25 protein-coding genes are annotated in these 26,206 nt (G+C 47.5%); 14 read left to right on the forward strand and 11 right to left on the reverse strand.

Going from position 1 to position 26,206, the window contains the following annotated elements:
* The first annotated feature begins 125 nt into the window (after positions 1-125).
* The gene (locus tag OM95_RS03680) at positions 126-1,412 is read left to right on the forward strand and encodes a prenyltransferase/squalene oxidase repeat-containing protein (RefSeq protein WP_041870392.1); all 1,287 of its coding nucleotides are present in this window, start codon (positions 126-128) and stop codon (positions 1,410-1,412) included.
* Positions 1,413-1,416: 4 nt separating this feature from the next.
* On the opposite strand, the gene OM95_RS17065 is transcribed toward OM95_RS03680, so the two are convergent.
* Both OM95_RS17065 and OM95_RS03690 read right to left on the reverse strand, forming a co-directional pair.
* A complete protein-coding gene (locus OM95_RS17065; RefSeq protein ID WP_291515523.1) occupies positions 1,417-1,995 on the reverse strand; it encodes a hypothetical protein in 579 nt (192 codons plus the stop codon).
* A 4-nt stretch (positions 1,996-1,999) separates the two neighbouring features.
* A complete protein-coding gene (locus OM95_RS03690; RefSeq protein WP_041870394.1) occupies positions 2,000-2,428 on the reverse strand; it encodes a hypothetical protein in 429 nt (142 codons plus the stop codon).
* A gap of 298 nt (positions 2,429-2,726) precedes the next feature.
* On the opposite strand from OM95_RS03690, the gene OM95_RS03695 reads away from it, so the two are divergent.
* From OM95_RS03695 to nrdD, 4 genes are all read left to right on the forward strand, one after another.
* Positions 2,727-4,322: a methyl-accepting chemotaxis protein gene (locus OM95_RS03695; protein WP_291515524.1), complete on the forward strand. Its 1,596-nt coding sequence runs from the start codon at positions 2,727-2,729 to the stop codon at positions 4,320-4,322.
* A 192-nt stretch (positions 4,323-4,514) separates the two neighbouring features.
* Positions 4,515-5,147 (forward strand): Crp/Fnr family transcriptional regulator, encoded by a 633-nt coding sequence (locus OM95_RS03700; protein WP_041870396.1) that lies wholly within the window; start codon positions 4,515-4,517, stop codon positions 5,145-5,147.
* Positions 5,148-5,246: 99 nt separating this feature from the next.
* Complete coding sequence (gene nrdG, locus OM95_RS03705) at positions 5,247-5,693, forward strand: anaerobic ribonucleoside-triphosphate reductase activating protein (protein ID WP_041870399.1); 447 nt, start codon at positions 5,247-5,249, stop codon at positions 5,691-5,693.
* Positions 5,694-5,708: 15 nt separating this feature from the next.
* Positions 5,709-7,547, forward strand: a complete 1,839-nt coding sequence (gene nrdD / locus OM95_RS03710; protein ID WP_291515525.1) for an anaerobic ribonucleoside-triphosphate reductase — start codon at positions 5,709-5,711, stop codon at positions 7,545-7,547.
* Here nrdD and OM95_RS03715 read toward each other — a convergent pair.
* Positions 7,459-8,613: an NnrS family protein gene (locus OM95_RS03715; RefSeq protein ID WP_041870401.1), complete on the reverse strand. Its 1,155-nt coding sequence runs from the start codon at positions 8,611-8,613 to the stop codon at positions 7,459-7,461. The genes nrdD and OM95_RS03715 overlap by 89 nt on opposite strands.
* Before the next feature lie 135 nt (positions 8,614-8,748).
* Between OM95_RS03715 and OM95_RS03720 the strand changes: the two genes are divergently transcribed.
* Positions 8,749-9,483 carry a Crp/Fnr family transcriptional regulator gene (locus tag OM95_RS03720; RefSeq protein ID WP_041870404.1) on the forward strand — a complete coding sequence of 245 codons (735 nt, stop codon included), beginning with the start codon at positions 8,749-8,751 and terminating at the stop codon, positions 9,481-9,483.
* Positions 9,422-9,937, forward strand: coding sequence for a hypothetical protein (locus OM95_RS03725; RefSeq protein ID WP_291515526.1), 516 nt, complete (start codon positions 9,422-9,424; stop codon positions 9,935-9,937). Before OM95_RS03720 ends, OM95_RS03725 begins: the two co-directional genes overlap by 62 nt.
* Here OM95_RS03725 and OM95_RS03730 read toward each other — a convergent pair.
* The 4 genes from OM95_RS03730 to nirK all read right to left on the reverse strand — a co-directional run bounded on the left by OM95_RS03730 (position 9,934) and on the right by nirK (position 12,976).
* The gene (locus tag OM95_RS03730; RefSeq protein WP_041870410.1) at positions 9,934-10,194 is read right to left on the reverse strand and encodes a DUF2249 domain-containing protein; all 261 of its coding nucleotides are present in this window, start codon (positions 10,192-10,194) and stop codon (positions 9,934-9,936) included. The genes OM95_RS03725 and OM95_RS03730 overlap by 4 nt on opposite strands.
* Positions 10,195-10,258: 64 nt before the next feature.
* The gene (locus tag OM95_RS03735) at positions 10,259-10,798 is read right to left on the reverse strand and encodes an SCO family protein (RefSeq protein ID WP_291515527.1); all 540 of its coding nucleotides are present in this window, start codon (positions 10,796-10,798) and stop codon (positions 10,259-10,261) included.
* 2 nt (positions 10,799-10,800) lie between these two features.
* Complete coding sequence (locus tag OM95_RS03740) at positions 10,801-11,559, reverse strand: formylglycine-generating enzyme family protein (protein WP_041870411.1); 759 nt, start codon at positions 11,557-11,559, stop codon at positions 10,801-10,803.
* Positions 11,560-11,566: 7 nt separating this feature from the next.
* A complete protein-coding gene (nirK, locus tag OM95_RS03745) occupies positions 11,567-12,976 on the reverse strand; it encodes a copper-containing nitrite reductase (protein WP_041870414.1) in 1,410 nt (469 codons plus the stop codon).
* A 220-nt stretch (positions 12,977-13,196) separates the two neighbouring features.
* On the opposite strand from nirK, the gene OM95_RS17070 reads away from it, so the two are divergent.
* Positions 13,197-15,587 (forward strand): MHYT domain-containing protein, encoded by a 2,391-nt coding sequence (locus tag OM95_RS17070; protein ID WP_291515528.1) that lies wholly within the window; start codon positions 13,197-13,199, stop codon positions 15,585-15,587.
* Here the strand turns inward: OM95_RS17070 and OM95_RS03755 are convergent.
* Positions 15,562-16,248, reverse strand: a complete 687-nt coding sequence (locus tag OM95_RS03755; RefSeq protein WP_041870416.1) for an HAD family hydrolase — start codon at positions 16,246-16,248, stop codon at positions 15,562-15,564. The two genes, OM95_RS17070 and OM95_RS03755, sit on opposite strands and share 26 nt — an antisense overlap.
* 197 nt (positions 16,249-16,445) lie before the next feature.
* On the opposite strand from OM95_RS03755, the gene OM95_RS03760 reads away from it, so the two are divergent.
* Positions 16,446-16,817: a hypothetical protein gene (locus OM95_RS03760; RefSeq protein ID WP_041870418.1), complete on the forward strand. Its 372-nt coding sequence runs from the start codon at positions 16,446-16,448 to the stop codon at positions 16,815-16,817.
* A gap of 49 nt (positions 16,818-16,866) precedes the next feature.
* Here OM95_RS03760 and cmk read toward each other — a convergent pair whose 3' ends face one another.
* On the reverse strand, positions 16,867-17,520 hold the full coding sequence (gene cmk, locus OM95_RS03765; protein ID WP_041870420.1) for a (d)CMP kinase: 654 nt from the start codon (positions 17,518-17,520) through the stop codon (positions 16,867-16,869).
* A 23-nt stretch (positions 17,521-17,543) separates the two neighbouring features.
* Positions 17,544-18,665, reverse strand: a complete 1,122-nt coding sequence (gene hisC / locus OM95_RS03770) for a histidinol-phosphate transaminase (protein WP_041870422.1) — start codon at positions 18,663-18,665, stop codon at positions 17,544-17,546.
* A gap of 93 nt (positions 18,666-18,758) precedes the next feature.
* Between hisC and OM95_RS03775 the strand changes: the two genes are divergently transcribed.
* The 4 genes from OM95_RS03775 (at position 18,759) to OM95_RS03790 (ending at position 23,120) form a co-directional block, all read left to right on the forward strand.
* Positions 18,759-20,126 (forward strand): hydantoin utilization protein, encoded by a 1,368-nt coding sequence (locus tag OM95_RS03775; protein ID WP_041870425.1) that lies wholly within the window; start codon positions 18,759-18,761, stop codon positions 20,124-20,126.
* Complete coding sequence (locus OM95_RS03780; RefSeq protein ID WP_041870427.1) at positions 20,123-21,520, forward strand: hydantoinase B/oxoprolinase family protein; 1,398 nt, start codon at positions 20,123-20,125, stop codon at positions 21,518-21,520. Before OM95_RS03775 ends, OM95_RS03780 begins: the two co-directional genes overlap by 4 nt.
* 53 nt (positions 21,521-21,573) lie before the next feature.
* Positions 21,574-22,158 (forward strand): peptide-methionine (S)-S-oxide reductase MsrA, encoded by a 585-nt coding sequence (gene msrA, locus OM95_RS03785; RefSeq protein WP_291515529.1) that lies wholly within the window; start codon positions 21,574-21,576, stop codon positions 22,156-22,158.
* 95 nt (positions 22,159-22,253) lie between these two features.
* Positions 22,254-23,120 (forward strand): transporter substrate-binding domain-containing protein, encoded by an 867-nt coding sequence (locus tag OM95_RS03790; RefSeq protein WP_041870431.1) that lies wholly within the window; start codon positions 22,254-22,256, stop codon positions 23,118-23,120.
* Here OM95_RS03790 and ilvA read toward each other — a convergent pair.
* Positions 23,037-24,251 (reverse strand): threonine ammonia-lyase, encoded by a 1,215-nt coding sequence (ilvA, locus tag OM95_RS03795; RefSeq protein ID WP_041870432.1) that lies wholly within the window; start codon positions 24,249-24,251, stop codon positions 23,037-23,039. The genes OM95_RS03790 and ilvA overlap by 84 nt on opposite strands.
* Positions 24,252-24,739: 488 nt before the next feature.
* Here ilvA and asnS point away from each other — a divergent pair, with 488 nt between their 5' ends.
* A complete protein-coding gene (gene asnS, locus OM95_RS03800) occupies positions 24,740-26,131 on the forward strand; it encodes an asparagine--tRNA ligase (RefSeq protein ID WP_041870435.1) in 1,392 nt (463 codons plus the stop codon).
* Positions 26,132-26,206: the final 75 nt, after the last annotated feature.

Genomic DNA, 26,206 nt, shown 5'->3' on the forward strand with positions numbered 1-26,206 from the left:
GGGCGGCTTTCCCCATCATCCCACCGCAAAGACAATCTGGCCCCAATGTAAGGATGCAGAGGACGCTTCTTTTTCCTGACAACAGAAAACTTTTTGAAAAGCATCAGAACTGCGGGAGGTGGTGCGTGCAAAAGAGCTGGCTTGGACTTCTGGTATTTCTGACTTCTGCGACGACATTGGCACAGCCCTATTTCGACAAACAGATTTCTTCGGCTCTGGACTTTATCGAACACTATCAAACCACCGGCAACGAAGGCTACGAGCCGGGACAGTGGCGCGCGCGCGTGACCTCGTATGTGCCAAGCCCGATCGGCGTCGGAAAATTCAATGTGCCGTATGATGAGCCCACGGCTTTTGTCGCTTCCTCCGTGGCCAATGTTTTGGCTGAAATCTATCTGAAGAACCCGCACTATCATCAAATCCCTGCTCTGTTGCGACAGACGGCAGAGGGTTATCAGAAATATTATTGGGGGACGCTTTTTAATTTTTATCCGCCGACGACGTTTCGAGGCGTGAAAGTCCGACAACCTCGATTCATGTATCTGGCTTCGCAGTGGAAAGGTTTTGCGAACATTCCTCCCGATGCAGATACGACCTCCGTTTCCTATACGACACTGCATTATCTGGAACTGATTGGTGGTCAAAAAAACTCGCCCCTGCCCGCGCAAGTGATCAAGGCGTTTTCGACGGCGCGAGATTTGAACCGCGTTCCGCATGCTTACAACGCGGCTCAGGGCCAGGTTAACACAGGAGCTTTTTTAACCTGGCTTTGGGATGAAAAAAATCCGGCTATGCCCAGAAATATTTTTGCCGGTCCTCATCGCGGCACACGTATTCCATTTAACTTTAACGATGTCGACTGCGTCGTGAACGGAAATATTTTAAAGCTTCTCACCTTGGTAAAAAAAACCTCGGGTCCCGGTTATCAAGCCAGCTGCGAACATTTAAATCGGGTCGTGCGTCTTAAACAATTTTACTTTTGTGGAATGTATTATCCCAGCTACTATGCGCTGCCCTACACGATGGCGACAGCGATCGCCGGTGGTACGAGTTGCCTGGAGCCTTCCCGTCAGCGGCTGCTTAACTACATCATCAGCAAACAAAATATGGACGGCTCTTGGCGCAACAGCTTCTTAGCCCGTCCCGACTCTATTCATTCGACCGCGTGGGCGCTGAATGCGTTGATGCTTTTAGGTGATCCCGAAAATGAGTTGCATCGAAAACGTGTCCAAAGGGGCCTTCGCTTCTTACTGGCCCAGGCGCAAAAAGACTCAGCAGGCCGTACTTACTGGCCGGGCCAGGTCTTCTACGCTGCGACTTTTATTGCGCGTTACCCCGTCGTGTGGCGTTCTTCCGCGTACACGACAGCCTTGGTCGCAAAAGCCCTTTTACTTGCCGACAACTATTTATAAATCCTCAAGGACGCCGCACGACTTCACTACGCTGTTGAAGTACCTGCGCAACTTCAAAACGCCAACTTTCGGGAAAGGGCCTCGTCAGATCTAATTTCTGCAGAACGGGCGTCGGATCATAGATCAGATCCACGGTGGCCCCAGTTGAAAGACGACGGAAGCGAATGACATCTTGGCGCAGATTTTCATTCCCGAAGGACATCAAGTTCTTTCGCACAAACTGTCCCCGCAAGCCGGGGAATCCAGAGTCTTCCCAAGCGCCAGTGATATAACTGATGATATGCGATCGCGGCCCCGTGGCCCGTTCGGTCAATTGCGCTCCAAAATCGACGGCCACGTCGCCTCGAACACAGACGCCGTCAGCGGGAAAAAGCTCGGCCACGGCAGCGGCTGTCACTAAAAAAGCTCCGGTGATCGCATGACAGGAATGCCCCGCCAGACGATAACAGTCTAAGAGCGAAATAGAAAAATTACGTTCGTCTGAGGAACAGAGCAAGAACTCTGCAAAGGGCTCATGCACAGAAATCGTCAGAGATTTTGCCAAGTCCCGAACCTGGTCAGCGGCCGCCATTGTGTTTTTCATAATCTTACTCAAAATATTCGTGATACAGATTGAAGCTTTGCTGCATTTCCTTCAGCGCCGCCAGACGTTTTTTCGCGACACCTAGATTCTCTTTGGCATTTAAGAGCTTACCTAAAATTACATGCAAAGTCGCATCCGCTTTCGGTTCAAGCTTGCAGTTCTTTACGATCTGAGAAGTTGCTTCTCCGATCTGTTTTGCCAGCATCATAAAATCAGCATTGCGGGCTTTTTTAGTTTCAAATAGCTGATGCACAGACGCAAATTTTTCTTCAAGTCCCTGCATCTGTTTTCTTAAAACATCATCAGCTTGCCATTTTTGTCCATCATTGAGGACCAAGGCCGAAGAGGTTTCCTTATGCGCATGATGCGAATGATTCTGGGCAAATGCGCCCCATGACAGAGTCAGGCTTAATAGAAGTATTCCTGTTTTCACGACAAACCTTTCTTGAAAAATGACTGTTCAGTGTCCTCTACGATAGAAGGATCCGGTGTTTTTGTCATAAAGGTGTTTTGTTTTACATGAGGAACATCAGTTCGATAGGGCAAAAAAATGCATACAAATGTTAGTAAACACAATTATCAATGATGATTTTTCTCAGCCTCCCTAAGTAGGGATTTTTATTCACGAAAATGAGTATTACAATAATTTAACCTTGGATTGCCTTTTTATTCGTTCTGAGGCGCCGATATGCATGGGAACCTAAATTCATTACAAATATCAAAGGATTCTCATGTTTGAAAAGCTGAACCTAAAAACGAAACTTCTTCTTCTTTGCGCGCTTCTGCTGTCGGTGACGATTGCCGTGGGAAGTACGGCCTTCATTTCTTTGAAAAACGTCGGACACGAATACGACTTCATTGTTAACAAGGTCTCTCCGAAAGCAGGTTATGCTTCTCGCATGCTCGCAAACTATAGAAAGTTACGGGTGAATCTAACCACTTTAGGTGTTGCAGGGATTTCAGCTAAAGATGGAGAAGCCGGCATTCGCATTGCCCGTGAAGCCATCGCAGATTATGAAAAAGACAATAAAGAATACGTCGATCTGAAATTCATCCCGGGGCAAAAAGAGTTTTACGACAAGGTGGATGTCGCCTGGAATGACTTTAAGAAGACTTCCGACACAATTATTTCTTTTTATCAGTCAGGAACACCTGAAGATAAAGAAAAGATGCAAAAAGCGATTCTGAGCGAATGTGCCGAAAAAGCTCTGGTCTATACCGCTGCGATCAATGACCTTCTGAAGTTTCATGAAAGCAACATGAACAACAGAGCGGCCACGGCCCGCGAGATCACCAGCAATGCCAACACCTTCACTTTAAGCTTTATCATTGGGGGCGTGATTTTCGCTTTGCTCTTCGGATACTTCTTCGCCAACTCTTTGGCGAGATCCCTTCAGCGCATCAGCGAGTCTGTGCTCTTGGCCGCAGAACAAACTTCAACGGGCGGCGCTCAGCTTGCAGCAGCAAGTGTGCAACTTTCTTCGGGTTCGACGGAAGCCGCCGCTTCGCTTGAGGAAACCGTGGCTTCGATTGAAGAGTTATCCAGCATGGTGAAAATGAATACGGCGCACGCGCAAGAGGCCAACGGTCTTTCGCAAAAATCGCGCGAAGCCGCCGAAAAAGGTGAAGTGGAAATTTCAAAGTTGATTTCCTCCATGTCAGATATCGCCAGCGGTTCGAAAAAAATCGAAGAGATTATCAATGTCATTGATGATATCGCTTTCCAGACAAACCTTTTAGCGTTGAATGCCGCAGTAGAAGCGGCTCGCGCCGGTGAACAAGGAAAAGGTTTCGCAGTGGTGGCGGAAGCCGTTCGCTCTTTGGCACAAAGAAGTGCGGTGGCGGCGAAAGACATCTCGTCTTTGATTACTGAGAATGTCAGCAAGAGTGAAAATGGCGCCAAGATTGCCAGCGAAAGCGGCGTGGTCCTGAAAGAAATCCTTCTGGCCGTGAAAAAGGTCGCCGACCTCAATGGTGAAATTGCCACAGGAAGCCAGGAACAAGCCAACGGCTTGGAGCAAATCACAAAAGCGATGAATCAACTGGATCAGGCCACACAGGGGAATGCGGCGTCTTCCGAAGAGGTTGCCGCGTCGTCTGAAGAGATGTCTCAGCAGGCCAACGCTTTGTCAGAACTGGTGGATGAGTTGCAGAAGATTGTGCAAGGAGCAAAGAGCAAAGGAAAAGTGGTGGCCTCAGCGGCATTCACTCCTTCTCATAAAAAGATAACCAAAACGACAGCCAAATCTGAAACTGCCGCTTCGATCATTCCTTTTGCGAGTGACGAAAACCCCGGCCGTAAAGTCAGTGACGTCTCAGGATTCTAGACCGAGACAGGCAAAAGTAGAGGAAGGGGGAACGGACTTTAAAGCCGTCCCCTTCTAGATGAAAACCAGTTGAGACTAAAACCTCCCACCCAAGGTGGGATTGACGGCTTATATTGTTGCACTCCCTTATATTCAATTTCTATTCACAAAAGAAACAGGTATGGTAGGAAAACAGCGCTATATGGGGGGCTGATGACTGAACCTAAAATTCCAAACTGCCCGATCTGTTCTTCACAGGAAGAAAAAGTCATCTCTGAACTTTTAACTGTTATGAAGAAGAAAAAGTTCATCAAGAACGCCTTGATCTTTGAAGCCGGGGAAGACATCAACGGTCTTTTTTTAATCACCAAGGGCTCGGTGAAAATATCCAAGCTTTCACCTGCCGGAAAAGAAATTGTTTTGCAAATTCTTAGCGAAGGTAAAACGTTCGGCGAAGGCAGTATTCTGGGACAAGAAAAACACAGTGACACTTTTGTGGCGAACGAAAATACCGAAGTTCTGTTTCTGCCAAAAAAAGAATTTCAAGCCATCATTCAATCCAACACCTCTCTTTATCAGGCCGTCGTGGGCTCTTTGATCAAATGGATGAACAATCTGGATGTGGTAATTGAAAACATCAACACACCTTCGGCTAAGGACCGCGTGCTTATCCATTTAGGACGCTTGCAGGAGCAGCAAAAAACACCCGTGATCAAACTAGATGGCAAAAAACATGATGTGGCCCTGATGCTTGGTCTTCGCCCCGAGACTTTTTCACGCGCTTTAGCGGAATTGGAAGAAGAGGGTCGCATTAAGATGAACCACAAGCAGATCCAGCTACTTTAACGCAAACACACTATATCTAGTGATACGGGTCATATTTTCAAACAATATGCAGTGATCACAAGAAACTAATGGCTATCCTTTTTATATCGGAGGGTGGCCATGAACATCTATAAGTACGACATCGTCTTCCAAGAAGTCCCAGACCATATCTCACTTGCGTTCTATGTTTGCGGGTGTCCCTTGCGTTGCCCGGGTTGTCATTCTCCGGAACTGTGGACGGAAAAAACCGGCTCTCCGCTAACTGAATCCCTCATGGAAGAACTTCTGACAGAATATAAAAGTCAGATCTCCTGCGTCCTCTTTTTGGGAGGAGAATGGCATCCAGAAACCCTGGTCGCTTTCCTTTTGCAGTGCAAAAAACAAGGTCTACTTACAGCTCTTTACACGGGTCTTGATGACGTCCCGAACCTGATCAAACAGAACCTGGACTTCCTTAAGGTGGGTCCCTGGAGACCCTCTTTGGGGGGCTTGGACTCGCCGTCCACGAATCAAAGATTTATCGATTTAAGAACTCAACAAACACTCAATCATCTATTCCAACGCTAACATCAAGGAGACAACATGCTTCGATTAACTGAGCAGCAGCTCAACAGCAAAATTAAATTCATTGAAAACTACATCAGCGCGGCCAACGCGGCAGAGGGATCAAAGTTCGATGCCAATGCCAACGTCACCCACAAAAATATTGCGACCATGGAATCGGAGTTAAATAAAGACATTAATATTCAGGTCAACCGCACACTGGTCCGTCGCAAAATTCAAAAACTTTTTGGTGAAGAGCTGGCCAATGAATACCTACGTCAAATTGAAGAACACGAAATCTACGTGCACGACGAAACTTCGCTGAAACCTTACTGTGCGTCGATCTCCATGTATCCTCTTCTGTTGGACGGACTTAAACAGCTGGGTGGCGAATCTCAAGCGCCACAACATCTGGAAAGCTTCTGTGGTTGCTTCGTGAATCTGGTGTTCGCCATTTCCTCGCAATTCGCGGGGGCTATCGCGACGGTGGAATGGTTGATGTATTTTGATCACTTTGCGCGTAAAGACTATGGCGACGATTATTTAAAAACGCACGAACGCGTGATCAACAATCATTTGCAGCACGTCGTGTATGCCTTGAATCAGCCGGCTGCGGCACGAGGTTATCAGTCGGTCTTCTGGAATATTTCCGTTTACGATGAATCCTATTTTAAATCCCTTTTTGAAAACTTTGTTTTCCCCAATGGCGATATTCCAAAATGGGAAAGCGTTGAAAAACTGCAAGGTCACTTCATGTCCTGGTTCAATAAGGAAAGAACTAAAACCATTCTGACCTTCCCTGTGGTCACGGCGGCGATGTTGACCAATGACCAAGGACCTCTCAATAAAAGTTTTGCCGAAATGTGCGCCAAGGAACTAAGTGAAGGCAACAGCTTCTTTATGTACATGAGTGATTCTGCCGATAGCCTGGCCAGTTGCTGTCGTTTGCGCAATGAAATTTCCGATCGCACTTTCAGCTATTCCTTAGGCGCCGGCGGCGTCGCTACAGGTTCCATCAACGTGATCACACTGAACATGAATCGCATCGTGCAGAAAAATCTGAACTTGTTAGACGCTGTTGAAAAGATTCAAAAGTATCAGGTCGCATATCGATCTCTGATGCAGGACTATTACGATGCGGGCATGTTGACTGCCTACTCGGCTGGATTCATCAGTCTGGACAAACAGTTTTTAACTATTGGAATCAATGGCATGGTGGAAGCTGCCGAGTTTTTAGGGTACGAGATTTCAAATAATGCCAGCTACAAAGGCTTCTTGAAAGAACGTCTTAAGATTATCTTTGATTCAAATCGCGAAGCTCGTGAAAAATATGGCTACATGTTCAATACCGAATTTGTTCCGGCAGAAAATCTGGGCGTGAAAAACGCCTCTTGGGATGCGGCCGACGGCTTACAGGCACCGCGTGATTGCTTCAACTCGTACTTCTACGCCGTTGAAAATGATGACGTGAATGCCGTCGATAAAATGATTCTGCATGGAGCGGAAACCATGGAATACCTAGATGGTGGATCGGCCCTGCATTTGAATCTGGAAGAAAAGTTAAGCGCCAGCGGCTTTTTGAAGCTGATCAATGCGGCGGCTTTGACCGGATGCAATTACTGGTGTGTGAACGTTAAGATCACTATCTGTAACGTCTGTGAAGCCATCGACAAACGCACACTTCACCGCTGTTCGCATTGCGGAAGCGACAATGTTGACCATGCGACGCGAGTGATTGGCTATCTAAAAAGAATCTCGTCCTTCAGTACGGCCCGACAAAAAGAAGCGGCTAAGCGCTTCTATCATGTGAAGGCCCAACACGAAAAATCTTGGGCAGGAACATCCAGCCCCAGAGCAGAGATCCAGCCAGCCACGTAACGGCGGCATATAAAAGATGAGACTGATAAATCTGCGGGGCAATTCCCGCAGAAAATCGGGTCAAACCAGCCAAGAATAGCAAGAAAGCTCCAAGCCCTAAAAGTTTGGAGCTTTTTTCTATCTGCATATTATGGTTTCCGTGCGACAACACCACCCGGACCGCAATCATAAAGGTCATCAAGCCCATTCCCGAAACATAGATAATATGCAGAATGTGAATGCGGAAGCTGGGCGCAAAAACCAAGCCCCAAAATGACAATACCAATGCCCATGCCGAACCCCAAAGCCCCCAAGTCTGCATCGCGCGTCGGTGCGGCAGCTTATAGATCTTCCAGAACTTCAAACTGATGATTGTCACCAGAACAGCACGAATTACATTAGCTCCCAGGATGTGACCCATCACGTTTTCGCAAAAGTAAGAAAGAACGAAAAGAACGGCCATGCCCCCAAATATCATCACATTGCGTGATGTTTTTTGGGGCTGATTGGGCAGCGGTCCCCAGCCCAGCAACGCGGGAATCAATCGTGATCCTACACCCAAAATCAGGCACAAAATGTAACACTGAAGAAAAAGTCCTCGGCCAAAACCATAAAACTTTGTTGGCACATTCATGAACTCAGACAAAAACAGAATTAAAACGCCGAAAAAGGCGGATATCAATCCCACGCCCACAAAAATAAACGAGTCCGGTGGGTTTTGTTTGCGCACTAAAAAACGCCGACCGGAAAAATAAATTAAAAACGAAAAACACAAAAGAACGGCGCCATAAAAATAGATCTTCTTCGTAAACACCAAACTGATAAAAAGAATTCCGATCACCCCAAACGACAAAAGCTGATCCATTTTACTGGGTCCGAAGGTGGAGGTGAAGCGCGGAACCGCCGTCATCAAGAAGCCACAAACGAAACAAAGGAAAAAGCCCCCCATCATAATTTCGGGATGATACAACCCAGGATAAGAGACCAGATTCCACGGAAATAGAATCCACAAGAGTACGCCCCAGATGGATAAGAGCCAGCCGGCAGGAAAGAAAATTCGGTAAGCATCAAGTTGATTTTGCTCCATTTGCATCTCCTTACGCTGCTTTACTGTCTCCTCCTGGGCCAAAAAAGTATTTGATGCGGATCAAAATTTAAAAATATTGATTAGGATCATGTTGCCGCCAGATCTTTAATGTCAGCCTAAGTCCAGGAGATCACTATGAATGAGATTGTCCGTCGACTGAAATCCTTAGAAGGTTTTAATAAAGCATCCGAATTAGAATTGCGGGAATGGGCTTCATTTATGAAATGCCGTCGTGTTCCAGCGCGCCAGATACTTTATAATAAAGGCGAACCCATCAGCGAAATATATATAATCTTGTGTGGCTCGGTGCGAATTTTTGACTCGCCCGACTTATCAGATAAAAAGATCTTTAACTTTCTGGGACGCGGCGAATATCTAGGTATTGCTATGGCCGGACTACCCGATCCCCACCAGCCCGCCACTGCTCAATGTATTGAGGACTGTACTTTTATCTCAATGCCTCTCAATATATATAATGAACTATTGAAGCGCTTACCCGAAGTTCGACGTATTGTGAACTGTCAGATTTCTCAGCGCTTTCTGGAGCTGCAAAATGATATTTGCATCTCGCATCAGTTAACACCGTCCCGGGTGGCGGAGCTTTTAATGCGTCTTTTAGCGAGGCAGGAATTTAAAAGTACAAATCGTCTGCAGATACCTTTAACCCGCGTGGATATTGCGGAACGTATCGGGGCGCAAAGTGAGACCGTCATCCGCATCATGAGTCAGTGGACGAAAAAAGGCTGGATCCGCACCGATGAAAAACATATCGAAGTGCTGCAGCCAGAGGCTTTGGAGGCTCTACGCCATGGTAAAAATTGTAAAAGAACTTCGCGATCAGCATCAGACCCTGCTGAAAATGATCTCTGAGGGCGCAGATATTTTCGACATCCTTCACCTGGTGGAGGATGTGCATCATCCCTTAGAAGAAGAAGCACTTTTCCCCTTGGTCGCCGCTCATCCTCTTTTGAAAGAAGGCGGCCCCCTCTGCACTTTCTTTCGTGGCATGGAACTGGATATAAATCCGAAAGCTTCCACCGTATCGATGTTAAAAAGAGCCTACTCAAAAGGTCTGCCTGCGCCAAAAAGCTATCCGGAATTTTCGTGGCTGACAGAATCCAATCCGCTCAGTATGCCCATGGGCGAACATGCCTTGAGCGCTGAAATTGCTCAGGCTTTGCACTTTATGAAGGACCGCAAAGACGATCCGCTTTATCAGGAGTTTTTTGCACCCTTGAAAGAGGAGTACATCCGTCTATTAAAACTTCATATTGATAAAGAAGACGGATGCCTATTCATTCTCTGTGAGAAGTTGCTGGGTTAGTTTCCGCAGAATCCGCAGCAACCTTCTTTTTTTAGTTTGGTCAGTCGCAATTTCCAAACATCGGGACCTTTTTCAACATATTCGGGCTGAAACTGATCCGCGCGATTTTGTTCGAATTGTCTTAAAAGTGGTACGGGGTCGTGATTGTTGATAATAAGAATGCTCTCCCCCGCGTCCAAATTGTCGAAAGTTTCAAAAATATGGGCGTGTCTTTGTTGAGCCGGGATTTTTTGCGCTTCGATTACAAACTCTTTCATGAAAAGCTCCTTTACCAACAGTGAACCGCCTTTCTGTCGGAAGTTCCTTGATCGAAATCAAAAGCTATTTCTTTATGGCTTTTATCATCTCCTGCGCGCTTCCTTCTGTGCCTGTCTGCTGGTATTTGATGCGACCATTTTCATCCAGGGCCGTGATAATAAAGGAATGGTCGTAATCTCCGCCTTCCATCTTTTTGTATTTGATTCCGAGGGCGTTGGCGACTTCGCGAGGCGACTTGTCACTGTCTGAGGTCCACAATGACCACTTCTCACTTAACTTTTTATTTGCGTGATACTTTTTGATTACGGCAGGTGTGTCTTTTTCAAAGTCGAAACTGATCAGAACGAAACGGACATTGGTTTTACCCTGCTTCAGTAATTCCTTTTCCACATTCTGCATTTGCGACAAAATCAGCGGGCAGGTGTAAGTGCAACCAGTGTACGCCATCGAGATGATCACAGGTTGTCCTTGCAAATCCGCGATATTGACCTTCTGACCGGAGTCATTAATAAACGTAGAATTCAACTGATACACTGAATCCTCGGGAAAACTGGCGCCAGTTAAAAATCCGATAAATAAAAAAGGAAGCAATAGCTTTTTCATATTCAATCCTTGTCTTGGGCGCATCGAAAGCCCAAATTTTGTACGGTGTATGCGGCCTTCAAGCTGCTGCGAAAGGCGTAACGCATAAACGCTGCGTAGTCTGAAGGGTCGGCGGCTCCGGCCGCACCGGCGCCACAAAATAAATTTTTATCTAAAGCTGTATCCGCACGGGACTCGCCGGTCACGAGTGAAGAGTTGAAGTCCTCCACCCACTCCCAAATCAAGCCATGCATATCATGCACTCCATAGCTGTTGGCCATACGACTCATCACCGCTGGCAACGGCCACTCGGAAGATTTTCCGTACCACTCCAAAATCAAAGTTTGCAAAGCAGGACCGCGACGGAACGGAATAGAAGCCACATACTCCCATTCCGCAATGGTCGGCAAACGGCCCTTTTTCCAAAAACAATAACTGCGAGCCGCATACCAACTGACTTCCACGACCGGCATATCGGCATATCGGGCATCGCCTAACGTGAAATCCTCACTCCAGTATTGCAGATACTTTTTATCAGCGAAAATTCTTTTAATCCGTGCTTTGGACCACTCGGGGTTGCTCTTTACAAATTCAAGAAATTCCCGGTTAGTCACGGGATGGCGATCCAGATAGAACGCCTTCACTTCGGTTTTCTTCTTATTGAGAACTGCCGGCATTTGAAATTCGCCGGCAGGAATCAGAATGCGGTCGCTGGCGAAGACCAACGACCAGGGAAGCATTATCAACAGAGCTGCAATAAAGGCGGATTGATAATGCTTCATAAATCACCTATTTCTTCCTTTGGGCTTTAACCTCTTGAGGTGTTACAACCTTCTTCGAGTTGCCCCAAACACTGTAAACATAAGTCAAGACATTGGCGGCATCTTCATCGCTGAGCATTTGCGCCGGCATGACCGAGTTGAACTCCTTGCCATTGACTTTGATGGGACCTTCCAAACCATTCACAACTGCAGAGATTGATTTCTCTTTGCTGCCATTTAAGAAGTCCGACTTAGCCAATGGAGGGAAAGCTCCAGGCAGTCCTTGTCCATTCGTTTGATGGCAGGCGAAGCAAGAAGACTCGTAAATGCGTTTTCCGGCAGAAAGACGTTGCTCCAACGTTTTTGCAGGAATGACTTTAGGAGCTTCACTGCCGATTTCCTGGATCACACCACCTTCAGGCTGGTAGATACCATCTTCGGTTTTTCCAGAGTAAACTTCTTTATCGGCCTCGCCTTCCACTTTCAACATTCCCAAAGCCCCTTTATTGAAAGCTCTGAAGATAGAGTGATCGACAAGAATGAAGGTTCCTGTTGTCTGAGTTTTGAAATCAACAATCGCAGAACCACCGGCAGGAATGAGAGTTGTTTGCACATGCTCATTCACCAACTTTCCGCCTTCAATGTAGACTTTATCAAAAATTTCTCCGATGACGTGGAACGAAGATACTAGATTCGGTCCGCCGTTACCGACAAATAGACGAACAGTTTCACCGACCTTGGCCTTCAAAGCCTTGTCACCAGCAAGAGCTCCGACGTTTCCGTTGAAAACGACATAATCCGCATTTTCTTCCACAGCTTTTGCCATACTGAATGGCTGCAAGCCTGGAGCGCCGTATTTACCTTTAGTGTAAAATTCACTTTGCATGACATAGAACTCGCGGTCGACTTTAGGCAGACCGTCTTTGGGTTCCACTAAAATCAATCCGTACATTCCGTTCGCGATGTGCATACCGACCGGTGCCGTCGCACAGTGGTAAACGTACAACCCTGGGTTGAGAGCTTTAAAATTAAATGTCGAGCTGTGCCCTGGTGCCGTGAAACTTCCTTCCGCTCCACCCCCTTGACCAGTTACCGCATGCAAGTCGATGTTGTGTGGCAGTTTGCTGGACGGATGGTTGTGCAAATGAAATTGAACATGATCGCCTTCACGAATGCGAATAAATTTTCCCGGCACTTTTCCACCGAAGGTCCAGAAAGTATAGTCCACACCATCCGCCAAGCGCATTTTGACTTCTTTAGTCTCTAAATGAACGATGACTTTCGTCGCATGCTTTCTAGTTATGGGAGGAGGAACTTCAGGCGCATCCGTCAATACCGCCACCTCTTCTCCTTTGATATTGTCAGATGCCCAGGCTCCGTGAACGGCGAAGCTGAGGGCTGCCAGTGTTCCTAATGTGATAGTCTTCAATGATGACATACATAACTCCTTGCTTGGAGCTTCTCTGAGGACCCGAAATAAAGAATTGATCTCAATCAAATTTCCTCGTTTACGTTACGACACCGTCATCTCCGAATCATTTCAAGACTCGACTCTACAGAGCAATTATGATGGCCATCATTGACTGTGAATTCGCATACAACCGGGGGCCTATTCACAAAACTCTGCCGCAAGTTTCTCTGGGTGATACGATAGCGCTATGGAGATGCAAACTATTTGGAATCCGGGCCTCATCGTTCTGTCTGTTGTGGTTGCCACAATGGCCTCTTACGTAGCTTTGGATATTATTCTGCGTATTCAGCAAAACTTGGGGCGTGCTCATCATCTTTGGCTGATGATCGGCGCGCTGATAATGGGAATGGGCATTTGGAGCATGCACTTCATTGGCATGCTTGCGATGAAAATGCCCGGAATGGAAATGGCCTATGATGTGATGCTGTCACTCCTTTCCATTGTCGTCGCGATTGCGGCTTCGGCCTTGGCATTCTTCATTGTCAGCAGAAAGAACGTGCCGATGTATTCGATGGTTATCGGTGGCATTGTGATGGCCATCGCAATCGCTGGCATGCACTACATCGGAATGAGTTCCATGCGCATCCCGGCAGATATTGTCTGGGATCAGAACTTAATAGCGCTTTCCATATTCATCGCCGCCATTGCTTCGTTTGCGGCCTTGGGAGTCTCTCTGCGTTTCAGAACCTCAAGAAATCCCCTGCCTCTACAGGTGTTTGCCAGTCTGCTGATGGGAGCCGCCGTTTCGGGCATGCATTATGTCGGCATGAAAGCCGCCACCTTTGTGGCTCTTCCATCCACCCCTTCTTTTGCGGATGCGGTGTTAGGCACGAATGCCCTGGCATACGTCGTTGGCGCCGTCGCCTGTGTCATTTTGCTTTCCGCTTTGGTCGGCTCGATCTTCGACCGTATTCTGGTGCGACGCGAGCGAGAGGCCGACGAGGCCATTCGTATGCGTGAAGCTCAGTTGCGAGAAGCCCAAGCCATCGCTCATGTTGGCAGTTGGGAATGGAATATCAGAGACAACTCGGTGTCCCTGTCGGACGAGATGCACGCCATTCTTGCTCTTGAAAAAAAACCGCAGAGTCTTATCAACATCTATGACATCTTTCGGCTGGTTGACAGTCCCGACCGCGAACGCGTGGAAAACGCATTCAGAAAAAGTTTGGTCTATAAAACCTATCTAAATATTGATTACAAACTTACGCCCGTCGTGGGAAGTGCTTCGCGTATTGTGCAAAGTCGCGGTCGAATTGTTCAGAATGACGAAGGCCACGTCCTGAAGATGATCGGCACCACGCAAGACATCACGGATCTAAAAGTGATTGAAGAAGAGCTGCGCCAGGCGCAGATGGAATTGGAACAGCGGGTGGCAGAAAGAACTTCCGAACTTAACAAGTCCTTTGAACGAGAAAAGAAAGCGAAGGAAGATGCCCAAGCGGCCACACTGGCGAAGATGCAGTTTTTAGCGAATATGAGTCACGAGATTCGCACACCGATGAATGCCATCTTGGGTTTTGCCGATTTGTTGTCTTCAGAACCTTTAAGCCAAGAACAAAAAGATCATATTTCCCGGATTGATGCCAACGGCAATCAACTTCTGCGCTTGATTGATGATATCCTGGATCTTTCAAAGTTTGAGGCTGGCAAAGTTCCCGTGGAAAAGTCGGCATTTTATTTTATGGATCTTGTCGACGAAGTGGTCAGCACATTTCGTCTGCTTGCTGAAAAAAAGAAGATTCAAATACACGTGCAAAAACAAAGCTCCTTACCAAACCGAATCTGCTCGGATCAATTGCGCTTACGTCAGATCTTGGCAAATCTTCTAGGCAATGCGATTAAGTTCACCGAAAAAGGGACTATTTCTCTTCGTCTGCGGGCCGAGCATATTTACGATAAAAATATTTTGTACATTGAAGTCGAAGATACGGGCATAGGGATTTCCGAAGAGGGTCAGAAAAAACTTTTCCAGCCATTCAGTCAGGCTGACAGCTCTATCGCCAAAAAATTCGGTGGCACGGGCCTTGGATTAATCCTGTCCCGACACATCGCCAAGTCTTTGGGGGGCGACCTGATTCTTGAAAGAAGTAAACAGGGGGAAGGAAGTCTGTTTCTTCTGTCAATCACCTCTGAAGATGAGGAACACATGAGAGGTGTCAAAGAGGCGCAAAAGAAGGTGCCGGCAAACAAAGTCATTCTTGAATGGGACGGCGAAGAAAAGAGCATCCTTTTGGCCGAGGACATGCCCGACAACGAGCTTTTGATTCGCCACTATCTTAAGAACAGTCATTTTCGTATTGAATCGGCAGTTGATGGCTTTGAGGTGATTGAAAAAGCCACCCATGATGAATTCGATGTGATCTTAATGGACGTACAAATGCCAGGCTTAGACGGCCTGGAGGCGACTCGGCGCCTGCGAGCCCACGGATACAAAAAACCCATTATCGCTTTGACCGCGCATGCGCTGCCAGAGGAAGTAGATAATTCTCTAGCCGCGGGATGCGATGCCCATCTGACCAAACCCGTGAATCGCCAAAATCTACTGCAAGCGATCAGCGAGGCCTTGACTCATCATTGATTTCGGGTCGACCATTTTTTTCCAGATGAGACAAGAGTTCTTGCGGGTCCCGGTAGATTGCGACCGCTCCAGCCAGATCTTTTACGGACCAGCCTCCGCAGGTCAGTGCGATGGTTTCCACGCCCGCCCTTTTTGCCGCAATGATATCGTAAGGCGTGTCCCCTAACATGACCGTTGCCCCCGGGGGCAGTTGCAGTTTTTTTAGGGCGGCGTGAATAAGATCCGGCGCAGGTTTTGAAGCTTCAACATCGTCCTTCGAGGTTCTTAGAGGCAAAAGGTCGTCGATGTGGGCCATCTTTAAAAGACCTTGCAGATCTTCTTGGGAGGAAGAACTTGCAACCACTATCTTAAGGCCCTCCTGTTGGAAAAACTGAATCAACTGTCGCGTTTTTTTAAAGGGCTTCAGATAGGGCAGATATTCAATCTGAAAAATCTCAGCCCGACGGCGCGAGATTCTTTTCCCCAAATCGCTGTCTTCTTCAATTCCCCTGACTGCCGGCAATAGATTGTCCCCACCCATGCCGATTTTTTCCCGCACTTCCTCGTAAGTAGTGACAATGCCGTATTCGCCGAAGGCGCGCACCCAGGCATCCGCATGCGCGTGGTTGCTATCAATCAAAGTCCCATCGACGTCTAAGATAATTCCGCGAAGTGTTTTCATGAAGCCATTAAAAAAGAAGGTCCTTTAAAATCCAAAGTTCTTAGGAGGGTCCTGACTAAAAACAGGGCGGTTCTTTTGATTTTTTTTCATGCCTGTGCAGGCCTTGGGCGTCACTTTTCCCGTGGTCCCCGCTTATACGTCAACTGACAGGGCATGAAGCTTGAATATTAGGAAAAACACGTATTTGGAGGCCGCCGATGACACGCAAATCTTTAAGCCTATTCATCTTGATGATGACCTTGACTGGCGCGGCCTCTGCTGCCAATGAAGTGGTCGTTAGTTGCCGGGACTACAACATCACTTTAACGGACTTCGGGGATATTGCCGTAGAGGCGACTCAGAAAAATGAAAGCCCCACTGTCATTGCTATTCAGCATGAAAATCAACTATTAAAAAATGATGGCAATGGCCTGCATATTATAGGCAGTAAAAAACGACTGGGCATGATCACGGCCAAACAATCGCTGGAAGTGAATTACAAAACAGGACGCGGCATTTTCAGCGACTACACCGTCATGCAAGGCCCTGCGAACGGCAAAAAAATTCTTCTCGAAGCCTGCCGCCGCTAAAAGCCACAAACATCGCCTTCCGTTCCCTTGGATATCTCCGAAGGTATTTTTAGATTTTATTTTTGACGTATTCGACGACCGTATCGACGACTTGCTCAAGATTCAGCGCTGTGGTGTCGACAACCAAAGCATCTTCGGGAACTGCCATGGGAGCCACTTTACGGGTTGAATCCTGAAGATCCCGTTGTTGTTGCGCCTTCACCATATCATCTTGATCTAAACCCAGCTCCGCAGCTCTGCGAGCCGCTCGATGTTCACTGTTCGCAGTTAAATACACCTTTGCCTCCGCCTGGGGAAAGACAACAGTGCCGCAATCACGTCCTTCAGCAACCAATCCTTGCGGTCCGTTGCTGCATTTTCTTTGCGCCTCCAAAAGAGCTTTGCGCACTTCCGGATAGTGACTCACTTTACTAGCGAAATTACCCACGTCTTCGTGCGCGATCAGATCAGTGACATCTTGGTCTTTAAAGAAGACTTTTGTACGATCATGTTCCATGCGCACACTCCACACTGGATTGTGCGTCAGGTCGGTCAACGCTTTGACATCATCAAGATCGATTTGCAGTTGAAGAGCAGCAAAGGCCAATCCACGATAGAAAGCTCCCGTAGAAACCCATTGCCAACCAAGACGGCGCGCAAGTTCTCTACTGACAGAAGATTTCCCAGAGGCCGCAGGGCCATCAATCGTAATTACCATTCCCATTTACTCTCCAACAAAACAATGCCTTACGACAGTGCAGGTATTTCTTTGAGCACTTCAGCCAAGGCTGCAATAGCGGCCTGATTTTCATGCTCAAGGCCCACACTCAAACGCAGATGCGTCTTGAACCCATAGTTCAATAGCGGTCTCATAATAATTCCGCGACGTAACAAGGCTTCATTCACCTTGGCGGCGTCGCGAAGGGTGTCAAACATGACAAAGTTCCCTTGAGATGGAATGTAAGGCAGGCCTAATTCTTCTAACTTCTTGTAGAAGTAATCAAGCCCTTTCCAGCAAATCTGCTGCGAACGCTCAATAAATTCTTTATCTTGCAGAGCCGCATTTGCCGCCACTTGCGCTAAATCGTTGACATTAAACGGTTTGCGCACACGGTTAAAGACCTCAACCACCTCTGGCGGCGCCACCATCGCGCCAATGCGGAAGCCCGCTAAACCATAAATTTTAGAGAATGTTCTAAGCACGATCAGATTTTTGTACTTCGTGATGTATTTTTGCGCAGAGATATAGTCAGCAGCGCGAACAAATTCGTTGTACGCCTCATCAAAAATAATCATCACGTCGTCGCGATTCCCAAGCTTTTCCAGAAAGGCTTCCACTTCCTGCTTGGGCGCGTAAGTTCCCGTGGGGTTATTCGGATTTGAAACGAACACCAAACGGATGTTTTGTTCGGGATGAGACAGGAAGTGTTCCGCGATGGCCGCCAAATCAAAGCGGTATCCTTCTTTCATGGGCACTTTGCGAATCACCGCCCGATTTGCTGGCGCACTGACCTCATAAGCGTTAAAAGCCGCCACAGACGTCAAAACGCCATCCTGAGGCTCACAGTAAATGCGCGTTAAAAGGTCGATAAGCTCGTCACTTCCATTGCCAATAGCCAATTGTTTGGTAGGAACTTCCCACTCTTGTGAAAGGGTCTGAAGAAGCTCATAATGAGAAGGATCCGGGTAAAGATTTTGGTGATCCAAGGCATTTTTAACCGCAGCCATCGCCTTGGGACTGGGGCCCAGGGGATTTTCGTTACTTGCCAGCTTATAGACCGTTGTCAAACCGTACTCGCGTTGCGTTTCTGAAATCGGTTTGCCAGGCTTATAGGGAACCAGGTTCAGAATTTCGGGAGAAATCTTCACTTTAGAATCCTTTTCTTACAGACTTTAATTTGGTATACCTGAGCGTCTAGCTTTAACATATTCCAGAGTATTTTCAATAGAGAGCGTTTAAAAATGCAAAACCGTTTCTTGTTAGGTGTGAGCGTCGGAGAATCCTTCGCTGAGTACTCGCTTCTGTCAGATGCAAATCCTGTGGCGCAAAAAAGAGTTTATCTTGCGCGTGAGAACCTTAAACAAAGCCTGTCTCAATTCATCACTGAACATGCCGAGCAAAAACCTTCTCAAGCCTTTGTCAGTCTGCGCCTGCCAAAAAAACTTCTGAACTACGAACTGAGCGGAGCCGTGGCGCATATCACGACGGAAGGCTTCGAGCATTGGCTGAATCTGTGTGCAAAATCTTTAGAGCAGACATTGACCAGCAAAGACCTGCTGTTTTCCGTGCGCGAAAGAGTTCTCGCGGACGGCACGGTGGAAGTGGCTTTAGACGTCAATGATCTGGAGCCCATTGTCGCCAAATTGCAAATGATGGATTGCAAAAAAGTCTGCTTGCATTTTCTGCATGCATCGACTCATCCAACAAACCTGAACGTCGCAAAAAGTTATTTGCAGGAAAAAGGACTGGAAGTCTTTTCACCGGAAAAAAATGACAATCCTCATGAGGTCAGCCGTTGGAACACCAACGCTTTGAACGCGACCATTTCCAGTGTCTTTGCCGAGCGCCGGTCTGAGGTCCTTGCTGCCTTGGAAGGACATCTGCCCAAAGAAAACATTCACTTTTTGGATTCATCCGGACAACTGCTCAAAGCCGACGCGGTTCAACACGTCAGCAGTCTATTTTCCGCCAGCACGGCCTTGGGTAAATATTTTGGCACGGCGAAAAAGGCCGATGTACTTTATCTGGGTTTAGAAAATTTCCTTCTAATCTCGGGAGATTCCTGGAGTTCGTCCTGGGAAAGCCCATGGGGAGCTGTGGAAGTGCCTCACCTAAAAACCATCGAGTTGGGCATCCAACCCACTCTGGGAATTGCCTTGAATACTTTTGGCCGATTTGATTTCGATCACACTCAAGGGGGCTGGGAACCAGGGCCGATGTTCCTGGGACGTGGGCAGAAGGCTTCGCTGCTGGATTTGTGGGCCGAAAACACCAAGCTGGCAAAACTGCCGGGCCTGGAAGATCGTTTTTCTACGCAAGGGATTCAGCGTTTTAAAAACTCTTTCTTTGCTCTTACCAAAATCAGTCAGGCACGCGATAAGGATATTCAACATCTGACAAAAGAAATGCAAAGTCTGACGTTACAAAGGTTGGCCATGGAAGCTTACCTGAACCGCCAAAGCGAAAAATTAGTTGTCGCCGGTCCCCTGGCATCCGTATTTGCCAATGCCTTCAAAAAAGATTCACACACAGTGGTGGAAGCGGAACAGTTTAGCGAGTCATATGCAACAGCCCTGTGCGGACGCCAGGCCTTGCAGGAGTCTTTATGAGTTATCAGATCGAACTTCTTCATTCTCTTTTAAATGATTTTCTTCAAGGGGAATCCGCTCTTTTAACCATCGAAGGGGACGTCCTGGCGGTTAAAGGTCAAGACCCGGTCACCTATGGCACCTTGACCACCGCCGCTTCGACGGCAAGCAAGTATTTAAAGCTTCAGGAAGGGGACATTGTTCTTTTGAACGACCCTTATAGCGGAGGCAGCGTCCTTTGTGACATGACTTTCGTGATGGCGGTGTCTGAAGATTTATTGTGGGTGACGCGAAAGTCTTTGAACAAATCCGTGCGCATCACGAAAACGGTGGAAGAGGAAGGTTTGCGCATTCCGCCAACACCACTTCGACAAAAAAATCAAATCAATGAAATGATCTTGGCGGCTATGCAAGCGCATCCCGCCTGCCCGCCTCGCTTTGCGGAGTGGATTAAAGAACAAATTCAAGAGCTCAATGCGAAAGCCAAAAAACTGCACGAAGCTGTTGAGCTGACCGGCTTCACGATCACGAGTGAATTGATTGAAGAGTACTTGGAGCTTTCGAAACAGGCCGCAGTACAAAGAATCAGCGAAAGAGCCTCTGGCGAAGCCCGCGTCGACATCGTCTTGGACAGCGGCGAACTTCTGCGCATGAACATGGAAATTCATGACGGAAAAATCTCTTTGGATTTTAGCGGAACCACGGCAACGAAGACGGTCTCTTTGACCGAGTCTGCCACTTACGGCGCCTGCTTCCACGCGCTCAGTCGCTTCTATGGCTTTGATCAATTCGCGAATACGGGGTCATTTTCTATTCTCCAAATCACGAAGCCCACGGGGTGCTGGCTGGTGGGAAAATATCCGGCCCCGACCTATAAGGGCATGACCTGCGGTGTGGCTGCGATAAAAACAGCGATGGAGCTGACCTTGTCGCAGATCCATCACAAGAATGAAAAAGCTCTTTCCAGTCACTGCCCCTTGCACTTCGATCTGCAACACAAACAACAGCATGCCTTGCTGACTCTTCCTGGAGGCAAAGGCGCCCGTTCAGATCAAGAAGGCGAAGCGGCCCAACTAAAGCCGTTTTCGATCGAGCAGTTGGAGCGGGACTTCCCGGTGAAAATTCAACGTGTTGATCAGCGCCAATCCGCCGGCGGCAAAGGCAAACACAATGGCGGCCGCGGCATTATCATGAAATTGGAAGTGCGCGGAGAAGTGGAAGCCTCGTGGGTGACGGATCTGACATTGCATCGACCGCGTATTCCCAAAAATTGCAGTCACGGCGATGCCAGCGAAATGTCTTTGGAACGTGCGGGTGAACAAAAGCCCCTTCCCGTTTTGGGACAACAAAAGTTTCAAGCTGGTGACATCCTCACATTGTGCTCGGGCTCTGGCGGCGGATTCGGCAAAGAATAATGTCAAACGGCAAGCACTGGCAGGCCACACGGCTTTAGTGCTAAGATAGAATCATGAAATACTTCATGGCACTCTTGATTTTCTTGGGCTTAAGTTCATCTTTAGCGAAAACGCAGAAGAAAGGCACCGCTATGTCTACATCAGCAACGGAAATTGCATATCTGGCTGGAGGCTGTTTTTGGGGAATGGAAGATTTAATCCGCAAGCTTCCTGGTGTTGTTGAAACCGAAGTGGGTTACATGGGAGGCGAAACGAAGAACGCCACCTACAACATCGTCAAGACCGGCGCAACCAACCATGCCGAGACGGTCAAAGTCGTCTTTGATCCCAAAAAATTAAAATACGAGGACCTGCTATTGTTCTTCTTCAAGATTCATGATCCAACAACTGTGAATCGACAGGGTAACGATATTGGCACCCAATACCGCAGCGCTATTTTCTACACTTCCGAGACGCAGAGGGAAGATGCGGAGCGCGTGAAAGTCCGCGTAGAAAAATCTGCAGCCTGGGGCCCTACTTTGGCAACACAAATTGTGAAGGCCGGCGAATTCTGGAAAGCTGAGGAATATCACCAGGATTACCTTCAGAAAAACCCCGGTGGATACACCTGCCACTTCGAAAGAAAAATTCAACTTTAGCAATCTAGGTTACATTTCAGAAAGGCTCCCTTTTTCCTGATGCAACTTGCGATTAGGCAAAGTATTGCTGAAGAGTAAGTAAGGAGGGGGCCCTTATGAACATCATGGTTGCCAAAATTCTTATCATCGTCGCAACGGTTCTTTTTAAATCCATGTCATTCGCCGAGGTTATCTCTGTGCGTTCAGACTACTGGTGCCCTTATGTATGCGATCCACAATCTGCCAAACCTGGATACATGGTGGAAATCCTCCACCAGGTGTTCGAAAAGAAGGGCCACAAAGTCGAGATGAAACTTATGAATTGGGTTCGTGCCGTGAAAGAAGTGCGCACGAATAAGGCGCAGGCTCTGGTCGCAGCCAGCCACACGGATGCCCCCGACTTCATCTACCCTGCAAACTCGATGGGCATTATGAAAAATGCCTATTTCACCAAGAAGAATTCAAAATGGATTTTTAACGGAAGAACCTCTTTGCAAAACATGCGCATCGGCGTGATCAACGGCTATACCTACGGCGATAGTATCGACCGGATGATTCGCAATCGTCATAAATCCTTCATCCCCTTCTCGGGGGAAAAACCTTTGGAGCAAATGGTTCGCATGATTGAAAGCAATCGTTTGGATGCTTTTGTCGAAAATCCCGTTGCTCTTCATCATGCGCTTCAGGGGTTGGAAATTTCAGCGAACTCTTTGAAAGTGGCGGGCTGGGTCACAGCGCAGGACCCCTACTTGTTCGTGGGCTTTTCACCAAACGCGGCGGCGGCGAAAGAATATGCGGCGATCCTGAACCGCGGGATCGAAGAATTGCGTCGCACAGGAGAACTGCAACGCATTTTGGATAAATATAATTTGGAAGATTGGGAAAAATCCAAGATCTCGTTAGGAGCCTTGGATGACTTTCGCCCCCGTGTCCTCAAGAGCTCTTTTGATCTTCTCGACATGTTCAATGCTCGAAGTCTCTAAGACGAAATCGATACGGGTTTCTCGCAATGAAAGCCCCTGAGAAACGCGGTCATGGCGAACTTCTAGAATATTGGCTTTCTGTCCGGCGATCGCTTGAGTCAAGCGGCTGAGATTTCCTGGCAAATCGTCCACGATCACCGACAACTCACACAGTCGACCGCGCAAAATCTGACCGCGATCGATGATTTTTGAAATGATATTTAGATCAATGTTGCCGCCACTGACGATCACGCAACACTTCTTACCCAAATTCAAAGAGCGTGACATAGCTGCCGCCATTGCGGCCGCTCCCGATCCTTCGGCCACGGTCTTTGCCCGCTCCATCAGAAACACGATCGCTTCGGCGATTTCGTCATCGCTGACCGTCACTACTTCGTCGACATACTTCGAAATAAAGTTTTCGTACATCACGACCGAGGGATTTTTAATGGCGATGCCATCGGCGATGGTCGCCGCTCTTTTATGTGCCGACAAAGGTGGTTCTTTGTGAAACATATTTGCCATACCCGGTGAGCGATCACTTTGCACACCGATCACTCGAATCTTCGGATTGATTGTTTTAACGGCTAAAGAAACACCGCTAATCAATCCGCCACCGCCAATAGGCACAATGATGCTATCTAGGTCAGGCAGCTTTTCCAAAACTTCAATACCGATGGTTCCCTGTCCAGCTATCACATAGGGGTCCTGGTAAGGGTGTACGAAAGTGTAGCCGTGTTCTTTTTCAAGCTTCTGGGCATGTTCATAGGCTTCGTCGTAGATTTCGCCTTTAAGAACTACGTTGGCACCGTAGGCACGCGTCGCTGCGGCTTTGCTGATAGAGGCATTTTCTGGCATCACGATCGTAGCCTTCACACCTGCCAAAGTCGCCGAATGGGCCACACCTTGCGCGTGATTTCCAGCCGAACTGGCCACCACACCTCGGGCTTTTTCTTCAGAAGTCAGATTCGAAATCTTGTTGTAGGCGCCCCGAAACTTGAAACTTCCGGTGCGCTGGGTATTTTCGAATTTAAAGTACATTTCCGTGTTCAGCAATTTACTGGCGCTGACCGAATGACTGAGCTCCGTAGAACAAATAACATCTTTGATTAATTCGCGCGCTTTTTGAATATCTGCAAAAGTGACTTTCATTGTGAACTACGACTCCCAGTACGCCGTTAACCCCCAGACCGGCGGATACTCTTTATGTGGCAAAACGGATTCTTCGTCTCCGCGCACACTGGAGTAAAAATTCGACTGGCTGAGGCCCATGGCCCTACTCTCGTCGAAAAAGTAAAACGGTGCAAGATGCTTTCCGCATGACTCACAGGTGGTCACAAGATCATCTTCGGCGGTGTTCAAACCGCCACAGCAATGACAAAGTCGGTAATGTATTCTCTGCGCCAACGTACAACTCCTTTGTAGGTCCTCTTCCAGGATACGTTCGTCAGCAGCACGCCGCAAGGGGCGGTCTCAATTTAAGCTATTGAAATTACGTCACATTCCTGTATATTAACTTTTCGCGTCATCAAATAGAGACCCCGTTCAGGGAAAGCGAAGAAGTCCTCGTGAAGTACGAAGACAGGTTAGACAAGCCCGCGAAAGAACGGTATTTTATGAAACACTGTGAAAGGGCAGCCATGGAAACGACTCTCGTCAAATCGTTATTTAGAGACACTGAAAAATACCTGGATAAAGAAGTTCATCTTTCGGGATGGGTTCGCAAAATTCGCGATCAGAAAAACTTCGGCTTTATCGAACTGAATGATGGAACCTTCTTCAAAGGGGTTCAGGTCGTTTTTGATACAAATTTAGCGAATTTTGAAGAGGTCGCAAAACTCTCTATCTCTTCTTCGATTCTGGTTGTCGGCAAAGTGGTTAAATCACAAGGTGCAGGACAAAGCTTCGAAGTGATGGCAAACAAAGTCGAGATCGTGCAAAAAGCAGATCTGGATTATCCTTTGCAGAATAAACGCCATAGCTTTGAATTCCTGCGGGAGATCGCGCATCTTCGCTCACGCACGAACACCTTTTCAGCGGTATTTCGAGTGCGCTCGGTTTTAGCCTATGCGATTCACAAATTCTTCAATGAGCAGGGTTTTGTCTACGTCCACACTCCGATCATCACAGGTTCCGATGCCGAAGGTGCCGGAGAAATGTTCCGCGTAACGACACTGAAGCTGGATAAACCTCCGCGCAAAGAAGATGGCTCTATTGACAACAGCCAGGATTTTTTTGGCAAAGAAACTAATCTGACCGTCAGCGGACAGTTGAACGGTGAAACTTTCTGCGCAGCCTTCCGCAACATTTATACTTTCGGACCTACGTTCCGCGCCGAGAACTCCAACACCTCTCGCCATGCAGCAGAGTTCTGGATGATTGAACCGGAAATTGCATTTGCAGATCTGAATGCAGATATGGAATTGGGCGAAGAGATGATTAAGTACATCATTCGCTACGTCATGGAACAATGCCCTGAAGAGATGGAGTTCTTTAACCAATTTGTTGAAAAAGGTTTGTTTGATAAATTGAACAATGTTTTGAACAATGATTTTGGCCGAGTGACTTACACAGAGGCGATCGAAATTCTGCAAAAATCCGGTAAGAAATTTGAGTTCCCAGTTCAATGGGGTATCGACATGCAGTCTGAGCATGAACGATATCTGGCAGAAGAACATTTCAAAAAGCCCGTCTTCGTCACGGACTATCCTAAAGACATTAAAGCCTTCTATATGAAGTTGAATGCCGACGGCAAAACTGTGCGTGCAATGGATCTTTTGGCTCCCGGAATCGGCGAGATCATCGGCGGTTCTCAACGTGAAGACAATTTGGAGCTTCTAGAAAAACGCATGAAGGAAGTCGGCTTGCATCCTGAAGAATATTCTTTCTATACAGATTTGCGCCGCTACGGCAGCTTTCCGCATGCGGGCTTTGGCTTGGGTTTTGAGCGCATGATGATGTATCTCACAGGTATGACTAATATCCGCGATGTCATTCCTTTCCCACGCACGCCGAAGAATGCTTTGTTTTAATTCGCTAAGGGCCTCGTAAGAGGCCTTTTTTATTTCCCTAAAGTCCAGTTTCCCTTCTCCTAGCCTTTCGTTCGC

The sequence above is a fragment of the Bdellovibrio sp. ArHS genome, assembly GCF_000786105.1.
Classification (GTDB): Bacteria; Bdellovibrionota; Bdellovibrionia; order Bdellovibrionales; family Bdellovibrionaceae; genus Bdellovibrio.